The organism is Hydrogenophaga sp. (assembly GCF_041633695.1).
GTDB lineage: Bacteria > Pseudomonadota > Gammaproteobacteria > Burkholderiales > Burkholderiaceae_C > Hydrogenophaga.
This window is the reverse complement of the sequence record NZ_JBFJMY010000111.1, coordinates 1-11,170: the sequence shown is the minus strand read 5'-3', so window position 1 is coordinate 11,170 and position 11,170 is coordinate 1. Positions and strand designations below refer to the sequence as shown.

General features: G+C 64.3%; 8 protein-coding genes. 5 read left to right on the top strand and 3 right to left on the bottom strand.

The features are described from left to right. Positions 1 to 140 precede the first annotated feature (140 nt). Positions 141 to 4,034 (bottom strand): ATP-dependent RNA helicase HrpA, encoded by a 3,894-nt coding sequence (gene hrpA, locus ABYB95_RS09105; protein ID WP_372658143.1) that lies wholly within the window; start codon positions 4,032 to 4,034, stop codon positions 141 to 143. Positions 4,035 to 4,102: 68 nt separating this feature from the next. On the opposite strand from hrpA, the gene argA reads away from it, so the two are divergent. Then, positions 4,103 to 5,443, top strand: coding sequence for an amino-acid N-acetyltransferase (argA, locus tag ABYB95_RS09100; protein ID WP_372658142.1), 1,341 nt, complete (start codon positions 4,103 to 4,105; stop codon positions 5,441 to 5,443). Between the two features lie 19 nt (positions 5,444 to 5,462). Here argA and ABYB95_RS09095 read toward each other — a convergent pair whose 3' ends face one another. Further along, entirely contained in the window at positions 5,463 to 5,966 is a 504-nt protein-coding gene (locus tag ABYB95_RS09095; RefSeq protein WP_372658141.1) for a disulfide bond formation protein B, read from the bottom strand. 262 nt (positions 5,967 to 6,228) lie between these two features. Between ABYB95_RS09095 and ABYB95_RS09090 the strand changes: the two genes are divergently transcribed. Continuing rightward, on the top strand, positions 6,229 to 6,507 hold the full coding sequence (locus tag ABYB95_RS09090; RefSeq protein WP_372658140.1) for an oxidative damage protection protein: 279 nt from the start codon (positions 6,229 to 6,231) through the stop codon (positions 6,505 to 6,507). 56 nt (positions 6,508 to 6,563) lie between these two features. After that, positions 6,564 to 7,754, top strand: coding sequence for an FAD-dependent oxidoreductase (locus tag ABYB95_RS09085; RefSeq protein WP_372658139.1), 1,191 nt, complete (start codon positions 6,564 to 6,566; stop codon positions 7,752 to 7,754). 3 nt (positions 7,755 to 7,757) lie between these two features. On the opposite strand, the gene ABYB95_RS09080 is transcribed toward ABYB95_RS09085, so the two are convergent. After that, positions 7,758 to 8,564 (bottom strand): hypothetical protein, encoded by an 807-nt coding sequence (locus tag ABYB95_RS09080; RefSeq protein ID WP_372658138.1) that lies wholly within the window; start codon positions 8,562 to 8,564, stop codon positions 7,758 to 7,760. Positions 8,565 to 8,725: 161 nt separating this feature from the next. Here ABYB95_RS09080 and ABYB95_RS09075 point away from each other — a divergent pair, with 161 nt between their 5' ends. Further along, complete coding sequence (locus ABYB95_RS09075; protein WP_372658137.1) at positions 8,726 to 9,517, top strand: sulfite exporter TauE/SafE family protein; 792 nt, start codon at positions 8,726 to 8,728, stop codon at positions 9,515 to 9,517. 19 nt (positions 9,518 to 9,536) lie between these two features. After that, a partial coding sequence (locus ABYB95_RS09070; RefSeq protein WP_372658136.1) for a nitrite/sulfite reductase occupies positions 9,537 to 11,170 on the top strand: 1,634 nt, incomplete at its 3' end.

Genomic DNA, 11,170 nt, shown 5'->3' with positions numbered 1-11,170 from the left:
TCGAAAGCGAAAATCGCCCCCAGCGAGGACAGTTTTTGCCGGATGTGCAGCCCCATAGCCCGGCTATGGGGCAAATAGACGGTGAAAAATGGACCGTTGCGGGCGATTTTCAGCCGACGCCTCTTCTGCCGCGCAGGCTCCTAGCTGTTGAGCTGCGCCCAGGCTTTGTCGAGCCGCTTCACACTCACGGGCTGCGGTGTGCGCAACTCTTGTGCAAAAAAGCTGACGCGCAGTTCTTCCAGCAACCAGCGCAGTTCCTGGAGCCGTGCATCCTGTGCGCCCTTGCGCTCCGCCACCAGGCGCCAAAAGCGTTGGTCTTGCGGTCGCAGCTCGGCCAATTTGGCGGTGTCGCGGGCGGGGTCGGCACGCCATTTGTCCAGCCGCAGCTGCACCGCTTTCAGGTAGCGGGGAAAGTGCTGCAGTTGCGCGTAAGGCGTCTGCAGCAGAAAACGTTTGGGCACGAGGCGCTGCAGCTGCAAGGCAATGTCGGCGGCTTGTTCTGCGCCCGCCTTGCTGTCTTTGAGCTTGCGAGCGGCCAGTGCGTATTCACTCAAAATCGTACCGGTGGTGCGGGCAATTTCGCTGGAAATCAGGGTCAGGCGCCCACGGCCCTCTTCCACCCGGCGGCCAAAGGCATCGGCATCGCTGGGTAGGGGGTCGAGCAAGAAGGCGCGGTCGAGTGCCAGCTCGATGATTTGGGCGCGCAGTTCCTCCAGCGTGCCACCGGTCCCGCCGTCGCCGCCCTTGCCCACCTGCATATAGGCCACCGCCATGGCTTGCAAACCGGGCAGGTTCTTTTCGAGGTACTTCAGCGCATCGCGTATCTGCAGGGCAAACAGGCGGCGCAGACCTTCGCGGTGCCGGGTCTGTGCCATCTCGGGCTCGTCGAACACTTCGATGACCACACCATCACCGGCGTCGATCAAAGCCGGAAACCCGATCATGGTCTGCCCGCCTTTGCGGATCTCCATCAGTTCGGGCAATTCGCCAAAATCCCAGCGGGTGTGTTTGACATCGGCCTTGGGCGTCGCCACAGCAGCCGGGGCGGGCTGGGTGGTGCTTGCGGCACGCGCGGCGGCGCTGGTGGCGGACGGCCCTGCAGGTGCCGTTGCCGCACGCAGGTCCTGCAGCTTGAGCGAGGCCAAGGCCTGGAACGCGCCGCGCGCCTGGCCGCCCAGCTCGGCTTTGAGCGCGCCCAGGTTGCGCCCCTGCCCCAACTGCCGCCCATGTTCGTCCACCACCCGCAGGTGCATGAACTGGTGGGCGCTCAACATATCGGCTTTGATGTCGGCGCGCTGGATGTCGAGTTGTGTCGCCTCGCGCACCAGTTTCAGCACGGCGTCCAGCAAGCTGCCGGCGCCGAACACGGCCGGATCGCTGAGGGCCTGCACAAAGCGCTCGGCGCTCGCCGGCAAAGGAACCAGGCGCGAGCGCGGACGTTGGTGCAGCGTTTTCAGGAGCGCCAGCACCTTTTCCTTCAACATCCCGGGCACCAGCCACTCGCAGCGCTCCTCGCTCACCTGGTTGAGCGCAAAGATCGGCACCGTCACACTCACACCGTCGCGCGGGTCACCAGGCTCGTGCAGGTAGGTCGCCACACAATCCACGCCACCCAGACGCAGGTGCTTGGGAAAAGCCTGGGTGGTGATGCCCGCGGCCTCGTGGCGCATGAGCTCTTCGCGGGTCAGCAGCAAGAGCTTGGGGTTGAGCCGCGCCGCTTCGCGGTACCAGCGCTCCAAGCTGACGCCACTGCACACGTCGGCGGGCAACTGCTGGTCGTAGAACGCGTAGATCAGCTCCTCGTCCACCAGCACGTCCTGGCGGCGCGCCTTGTGCTCCAGCTCCTGCACCTGTTTGACCAGCTTCTGGTTCGCGGCCAGAAAGGGCAAACGGGTTTCCCAGTCGCCGGCCACCAGCGCTTCGCGGATGAAAATTTCGCGCGCCCCGGCCGGATCAACCCGACCGTAGTCGGTGCGGCGGTTGTGGTAGACCACCAGGCCGTACAAGGTGGCGCGCTCCAGCGCCGACACGCGCCCGGCCTTCTTTTCCCAGTGCGGGTCCAGCAACTGCTTTTTCAGCAGATGCGCCCCCACCTGCTCCAGCCATGCCGGATCGAAGTTGGCAATGCCCCGCCCAAAGAGGCGTGTGGTCTCCACCAGTTCGGCACAAAAAATCCAGCGCCCGGGCTTCTTGCTCAGGTTGGCGCCGGGGTGGCGGTAGAACTTGATGCCGCGTGCGCCCAGGTACCAGTCCTCGGTTTCGTTCTTGCAGCCGATATTGCCCAACAAGCCCGACAACATGGCCAAGTGCAGTTGCTCGTAGCTGGCCGGCGTGCTGTTGAGCGCCCAGCGGTGTTCGGCCACCACGGTGTGCAACTGGGTGTGGGTGTCGCGCCATTCGCGCACCCGGCGCACGTTGATGAAATTCTCGCGCAGTTGGCCTTCGTATTGCCGGTGGCTGAGCTTGTGGTCTTTGCCGTGACCGCCCTTGGTGTCTTCCAGCCATTTCCACAGCTTGAGCGTGCCCACAAACTCGCTTTTTTCGTCGTCGAACTTGGCGTGGGCCTGATCGGCGGCGGCCTGGCGCTCCAGCGGCCGGTCGCGCACATCTTGCACGCTCAAGGCCGAGGCGATCACCAGCACCTCGTCCAGCGCGCCGCGCTGCTGGCCCTCCAAAATCATGCGGCCCACGCGCGGGTCCAGCGGCAAGCGCGACAGCGTCTGCCCGATGGGCGTGAGTTCGTTGGCCTCGTCCACCGCACCGAGTTCGGCCAGCAATTGGTAGCCGTCCACGATGGCGCGCTTTTGCGGCATCTCGATAAAGGCGAAATCTTCCACCGCGCCCAGACGCAAAGCCTTCATGCGCAAGATGACACCGGCCAAGGAGCTGCGCAGAATTTCCGGATCGGTGAAGGCCGGGCGTCCGGCAAAACCCGCCTCGTCGTAGAGCCGGATGCAGATGCCGTCGGCCACCCGGCCGCAGCGCCCGGCCCGCTGGTTCGCGGCGGCCTGGCTGATGGGCTCCACCATCAACTGCTCCACCTTCTGGCGGAAGCTGTAACGCTTCACACGCGCCGTGCCCGCGTCGATCACGTTGCGGATGCCGGGCACGGTGAGCGAGGTTTCGGCCACGTTGGTCGACAGCACGATGCGCCGACCACTGTGCTCCTGGAAAATGCGCTCCTGCTCGGCTTGCGAGAGCCGGGCAAACAGCGGCAGCACCTCTGCGTTGCGCAAAACAGGCTGGTGGCTGAGGTGCTTGCGCAGGTGGTCGGCGGCCTCGCGGATCTCGCGCTCACCGGGCAAGAAGATCAGGATGTCGCCACCGGCCCCACCGCGCCACAACTCGTCCACGCCATCGGCAATCGCGGTGTTCAGATCGGTCTCTCGGCTCTCTTCGAACGGCCGGTAGCGCACCTCCACCGGGAAGGTGCGGCCCGACACCTGGATTACCGGAGCTGGACCGTTTTTGGACGCAAAGTAGCGCGCAAACCGGTCGGCGTCGATGGTGGCCGACGTCACCACCACCTTCAGGTCGGGGCGGCGCGGCAGCAGCTGGCGCAGGTAGCCCAGCAAAAAGTCGATGTTGAGGCTGCGCTCGTGCGCCTCGTCGATGACGATGGTGTCGTAGGCGCGCAGATCGGGATCGGTCTGGGTCTCGGCCAGCAAGATACCGTCGGTCATCAGCTTGACCGAAGCGTCTTTCGAGAGCCGGTCCTGGAAGCGCACCTTGTAGCCCACCACCTCGCCCAGCGGGGTTTTCAGCTCTTCGGCAATGCGCTTGGCCACGCTGGAGGCGGCGATACGGCGCGGCTGGGTATGGCCGATCATCTGGCCGCGCTGACCGGGCTTGGCGTTGCATTTGCCGCGCCCCATGGTCAACAGAATCTTGGGCAACTGCGTGGTCTTGCCAGAGCCGGTTTCACCACAGACGATCACCACCTGGTGCGCGGCAATAGCGGCCTCGATCTCGTGGCGCCGTGCCGAAACCGGCAAGGCTTCGGGAAATTCAATGTGAAAGGGCAAGGTGGGCAAAACGCAACTTCGGTCAAAATCGGGCAACTGCACATTATCGGCGCCCCGCCCTACCCACCGCCCTGCCCATGTCCGACGTCTTCAATTTCACCTTCGTGCCCTGGTTCCGTTCGGTTGCGCCCTACATCCACAAGCACCGCAGCAATACCTTGGTCGTGGGCATGGCGGGCGAAGCCATCGCGGCCGGCAAATTGCAAACCATCGCCCAGGACCTGGCTCTGATCCAGAGCATGGGCGTCAAGATCGTGCTGGTGCACGGCTTTCGCCCCCAGGTCAACGAACAGTTGCAAGCCAAGGGCCACGAAGCCAAATACTCACACGGCCTGCGCATCACCGACTCTGTGGCCCTGGATTGCGCCCAGGAAGCGGCGGGCCAACTGCGCTACGAAATCGAAGCCGCGTTCAGCCAGGGCCTGCCCAACACCCCCATGGCCGGTGCCACGGTGCGGGTGATTTCGGGCAACTTCATCACGGCGCGTCCGGTTGGGCTGATGGACGGCGTGGACTTCATCCATTCCGGCCTGGTCCGCAAGGTCGATGCCGTGGGCATCCAGCGCACCCTGGAAATGGGTGCCCTGGTGCTGATGTCACCGTTCGGTTTTTCGCCCACCGGCGAAGCCTTCAACCTGACCATGGAAGATGTCGCGACCTCGGTGGCCACGGCCCTGCAGGCCGACAAGCTCATGTTCCTGACCGAAGTGCCCGGCATTCCGGTGGATGCCAACGACCCCGAGAGCGCCATCGACACCGAGCTGCCGCTGGCCGACGCGAAAAAAATGCTGGCCACCCTGCCCAGCGCCACCCAGCCCACCGACACCGCTTTTTATCTTCAGCACTGCATACGCGCTTGCGAAGGCGGTGTGGAGCGCAGCCACATCCTGCCGTTTGCCGTGGAAGGCTGCCTGTTGCTGGAGATTTATACCCACGATGGCATTGGCACCATGGTGGTGGACGAGAAGCTGGAGAGCTTGCGCGAGGCCACCATCGACGACGTGAGCGGCATTGTTGCGGTGATCGAGCCGTTTGAAAAAGACGGCACCCTGGTCAAACGCGACCGCACCGAGATCGAACGCGACGCCAGCTTCTACACCATCATCGAACACGATGGTGTGATCTTCGGGTGTGCCGCGCTCTACCCTTACCCCGAGGCCCACACCGGCGAAATGTTTGCGCTCACGGTGTCGCCCCACGTGCAAAGCCAGGGCGATGGCGAACGCTTGCTCAAACGCATCGAAAACCGCGCCAAGGCACAAGGGCTGCAAAGCATTTTTGTGCTCACCACGCGCACCATGCACTGGTTCATCAAGCGCGGCTTTGTACAAATGAACGCCGACTGGCTGCCCGACGCGCGCAAGCGCCACTACAACTGGGATCGCAAAAGCGTGGTGCTGGTGAAAAAACTGGTCTGAGCGAACCAGCCTGGGCCCATCAGCCGGGGCGGCGTTTCAGCCACAACAGCAGCGCCAGCAAAGCGATGCCGCTGAAGCACAAGAAAGACCAGTTGGCGATGGACAGACCGAGAAAGGTCCAGTCCACGGTAGAACAATCGCCACTGCCCTTGAAGATCATGGGGATGGCGCGCTTGAGCGGGAACGATTCGATCATGCCGAAGAAGTCGCGGCCACAACTCAGGATCTCGGGCGGGTTCCACTGCAACCAGCTTTGCCGCGCCGCCACGCCAGCGCCCAGCACAGCCAGCACACCGACCTTGATCACCCCGCCAAACAGCCAGAAGCGGTTCTTGAACAGGGCTGCACCCCCGGCCACCAGGGCCACCAGCACCAAGGCGTAGCGCTGCACGATGCACATTGGGCAAGGCTCCAGGCCCACCACGTGTTGCAGATACAGACCAAAAGCCAGCAGACCCAGGCAGCCGAGTGCGATCGCGGCCAATACCCGGCGCGGATGGTTTTCAAAAGCAGAAATGAACATAGGAGATGGAGTGATGCAAGCCGATGGTGGCGCAATGGCCAGCGCCATTGTGACGCCCAGACAGGAGTGCCCACGATCCGAATAGTTCCGGCCCTGCGTTGTGGGGCCGTGTCCGCCAGGCGTATCCGGCAAAAAGCTTGATACAGTGGCGGTCTTGGCGTGGCGCATCTGGCGGGGTGTTCCGCCACCGCGCCCCACCCCACACGCGGATCGTTTTGCACGCGCAAACGAAACCCGCTACCCCATTCATCAAGGACTCCCCATGGCACGCACCGTCAACTGCATCAAACTCGGCAAGGAAGCCGATGGTCTTGATTTCCCGCCCTACCCCGGGGAACTGGGCAAGCGCATTTATGAGAACGTGAGCAAGGAAGCCTGGGCCGCCTGGCTCAAGCACCAGACCATGTTGCTCAACGAAAACCGCCTGAATCTGGCCGACGCGCGTGCCCGCCAATACCTGGCCCGCCAGATGGAAAAACATTTCTTCGGCGAAGGCGCCGATGCGGCGGTGGGCTATGTGCCACCGCCTGCCGACGCATAAGCCGACACAGCACCCAGGCGTGGCCCACATCCCACCGATGCCTGGACCTCGTCAACGTGGCTCCACCCCCTGAATCTGCACGGCACGCCGTGGTCATCGGCGCCGGTCTGGCTGGCGCCGCTGTTTGCGCCGCCTTGGCGCGCCTGGGTTGGACGCTCACACTGATCGACCGCGCAAGCGGGCCGGCCCAAGGCGCCTCGGCCCTGCCCGTGGGCATGCTGAGCCCGCACGTGACCCGAGCCCCCACGCCCCTGTCTCGCCTGTCGGCGCTGGGGGTTGCGTCGACCCGGCTGGAGCTGGAGCGCCTGCTGCCACAAGGGCAAGGCTGGCAAGACTGCGAAGTGGACAACCATGGGCACCAGCCCGGGCGTTGGCCAGCTGCGCTGGTGCGCCCCGCTGCGCTGGTCCATGCCTGGCTGGACGAGGCCCGTGCCCGCACGCAGCTGCACACGCTCTGGAACACGCGGGTTGACCATGTGATGCAAACCGCCTCTGGCACGGGCTGGCTGGTTCTGGACGCGCAACAACGCAGCTTGGCGCAAGCTGGGGTGGTGGTGGTGGCGAACGCCTTTGACGCCCTGCGCCTGCTGCAAACCACGTCGCCCTTGCTGGACGCGAACAACCTTCCGCTGCGCCCGGTCAAAGGGCAGATGAGCCTGGCCGCACTGGACCATGCGCCCATGGCGCCACGCCCCCAGCGCAACCAGGGCGTCTTTGTGCCGGCCTACGAAGACGCGGGCCTCGCCCCCGACTGGCCGCAGCGCCTGTGGAGCATGGGTTCGACCTACCGACGCGGAGAAGACAACACCCTCGTCAGCGAGGAAGATCATGCGCAGAATCTGAAAAGCCTGCAGACCTTGTGCCCCAGCGCCGCCGAGCAGATGGCGCAAGCCCTGGCTGCAAAGACGCTGATGGGGTGGTCGCAAGTGCGCTGCGCCTCGCTGGACCGCTTGCCCCTGGTGGGCGAACTGCCCGACGTCGCCAGCCTGCAAGACCCCCGCATACGGGCGGGGGCACGCAGTGGCCGCATTCCTCTTTCCGAGGCGCCGCGCTGGCCAGGGCTGTACATACTGAGCGCGCTGGGCTCGCGCGGTCTCACGCTGGCGCATTGGTGTGCAAGCGCGCTGGCCTCGCAAATACAGGGGTTGGAGGCGCAAGGCCTGGGGCCAGATCCACACACCGATTTTCTGCAAGCCCTGGACCCCGCCCGTTTTGCCTGGAAACAGGCCCGCCGACAGGACAACTGAACGCTACAGAAGCGCCATCCACTGCGAGATCTCTCGCGGCTGCAAAGGTTTGGCCAGCAAGACCCGGATGCCCGCGCGGTCGGTATCGCGCTTGATGCGCTTGCGGCTCCACCAATCGGACAGCGGACTCGCCAGCTGGCTGGTGGCCATGGTGAGGGAGTCGGGATTGCGCTGGCGAAACAGCGAGGCCAAAGACCAGGCGTCCAGCAACTGGTCATCCAGATTGAACACGCCACAAACGTAACGGTGTCGCCCGATCATCTCCGCTGCCGACTCGCTGCTGGTGACACCATCGACATCGACAATGCCCGCCAGGGCCAAGCGCGAACGCAGATAGGTGCGCTCCTCCAGATCCGAACTCACGAGCAAGGCCCGCTTGGGCGGACTGAGATGTACGCCAAACTCGTCGGCCAGTGGCGCCGGCGAGGTCACGTCCAAGTCCAACAAGCCCGAATCGGCCTGCCGCGCGGCGAACACGGCGTCAAGATCGCTCAGCACCTCAGCCCACTGGATCGGTCGACTCAGCACGCGCCAGGCGTGTGCCGGGGCATCGGGCCCGACCCAGATCAGTCGTTGCCCCAACGGCAGCTCACGCGCATGCGAAAGCACGGCTTCCACGCTGTCGCCATCCACCAGAGCCACCGCGATGGTCACCATGCCCGTCATCGGCTCGGCATTGGGCGCCACCAGCGGCACCCAGGGCACATAAGTGAACTCACGTTCTTCCGATAGCCGAAACAAGGTGTTGAGCGCATGGCGCTCCACGTCGGAAAACCCGACCACACTGACGTAAATCCGCTGTTTCAACATGGCGCGAATATTACGCCTGCCAACGCGCCCCGGCACCACTTCGAGCGGCAATGTTTTCACACCGGTTTTGCTGTCCGCACCCGTTTTATATTCAATATAAGAATATGGAAATGAAAAATATGTAGTTTGAGATATATAAACATCTCCCTATAGTCGCCAGCATGCCTGACATCGCCCTCATCATTGCCGGATTCGCCGTTGGACTCATCGTCGGTCTGACCGGCGTGGGAGGGGGGTCTTTGATGACGCCCATCCTGATCTTCTTCTTTGGTGTCAAGCCGTATATGGCCATTGGCACAGATTTGCTGTTTGCCGCCTTCACCAAGATGGGTGGCACGCTCAGCATGGCACGCCAACGCCTGATTCCCTGGCGCGTGGTGGGCCAGTTGTGCGCGGGCAGCCTGCCCGCCGCGCTGATGACACTGTATGTCCTGCACCGGCTGGGTCCGGCAGACCCGGCGGTGCAGTCGGCCATGACCAGCACCCTGGGTGTGGCCTTGCTGCTCACCGCTGCGGCCATGCTCTACAAGGCCGCGCGTGGCAAACAACTTCCCCGCGTGCTCAGCGACGACCAGTTGGACCAGGCCATGAACGCCCGCCACTGGAGTCTGCCGGTGCTGTTCGGGGCCGTGATCGGCACGCTGGTCACGCTGACCTCGGTCGGTGCTGGCGCCATCGGCGTATCCGTTCTGCTGTTGCTGTTTCCCATGTTGCCGCTGCCGCGTATCGTGGCCGCCGACATCGCTTACGCCGTGCCGCTGACCCTGGTCGCTGGTCTGGGCCATGCTTCGCTGGGTTCGGTGGACTGGCCGCTGCTGGCCCAGTTGCTCGCCGGTTCCTTGCCCGGCATCTGGCTGGGCTCGCGCCTCATGAGCCGCACGCCAGAACGCCTGGTGCGTTCTTTGCTCTCGCTGTTGCTGGCCTATGCCGGCACCAAACTGATCGCCATCTAACCCTCCCCCGAGCCCGACGATGTACCAATATTCCGAATTCGATCGCCAGTTTGTTCGCTTGCGAGCCGCCCAGTACCGCGACCAGTTGGAGCGCAGACTGGCGGGTACGCTGGCCGAAGAAGAGTTCCGCCCCCTGCGCTTGCAAAACGGCTGGTATGTGCAGCGCTTTGCGCCCATGCTGCGCGTGGCCGTGCCCTACGGCGAACTGAACACCGACCAGTTGCGGGTGCTGGCGCGCATCGCACGCGAATACGACCGCAAGGCGGACCACGATGTGAGTCAGGCCAATGCGGCGCTGGCCGACGTGCCCAGCCTGCCCGACGGTTATGGCCACTTCACCACCCGGCAAAACGTGCAGTACAACTGGATTCCGCTGCACCGCTCGGCCGACGTGATGGACTTGTTGGCCAGCGTGGGCATGCACGGCATCCAGACCAGCGGCAACTGCATCCGCAACATCACCACCGACGCGCTGGCCGGTATCGCGGTGGACGAGGTGGCCGACCCGCGCCCGTTTGCCGAAATCATGCGCCAGTGGAGCACGCTGCACCCCGAGTTCGCCTTTCTGCCACGCAAGTTCAAGATCGCGATCACGGGCGCGCGCGAAGACCGCGCGGCCACGGCCTGGCACGACGTCGGCCTGCGCCTGCTGCGCAACGTGGATGGCGAGCTGGGCTTCCAGGTGCGCGTGGGCGGTGGCATGGGCCGCACGCCGTTGATTGGCGCGGTGATCCGCGAGTTTCTGCCGTGGAACCAGATCCTCAACTACCTCGAAGCCATCGTGCGCGCCTACAACCGCTTTGGCCGCCGCGACAACAAGTACAAGGCCCGCATCAAGATCCTGGTGAAGGCCGAGGGCCAGCAGTTCACCGACCAGGTGGAAGCCGAATACCGCGACATCGTGGCCATCGACGGTGCACCCCACACCATCACCCAGGCCGAGCTGGACCGCATGACGGCGTTCTTCGTGCCGCCGGCCCTGAACTGCGACCGCAAGAGCGCCGACGCCAAGATCGCGCACATTTTGAAAGCCGCCGCCGAAGACGATGTGGAGTTTGGCCGCTGGTTGCAGAAGAACGTGGCGCCGCACCAGAACGCCGATTTGCGCGCCGTCACGCTGTCGTTCAAACGCTTGGGGCAAGCGCCCGGCGACGCCACCGCCGAGCAACTCGACCGCGCGGCGGACCTGGCCGACCGCTTCTCGGCAGGTGAAGTGCGGGTGACGCACGAACAAAACCTGCTGCTGCCCTGGGTGCGCTGCGACCAACTGCCCGAACTCTGGCGCGAAGCCCGTCGCCTGGGCCTGGCCAAGCCCAACATCGGTCTGCTGACCGACATGATCGCCTGCCCCGGTGGGGATTTCTGCGACTTGGCCAACGCGCGTTCGTTGCCGTTGGCGCAAGCCATTCTGGCGCGCTACCAGGATCTGGAAGAGCTGAACGACCTGGGCGAGATCGACCTGCACATCAGCGGCTGCATCAACTCTTGCGGACACCACCACAGCGGCCACATCGGCGTGCTGGGCGTCGACAAGGACGGCCAGGAGTGGTACCAGATCACCCTGGCGGGATCCGATGGCACCCGGCTTTCGGGTGAGTCCGTCGCCGGCAAGGTGATTGGCCCCTCGTTCGCCGCCGACGAAGTCCCCGACGT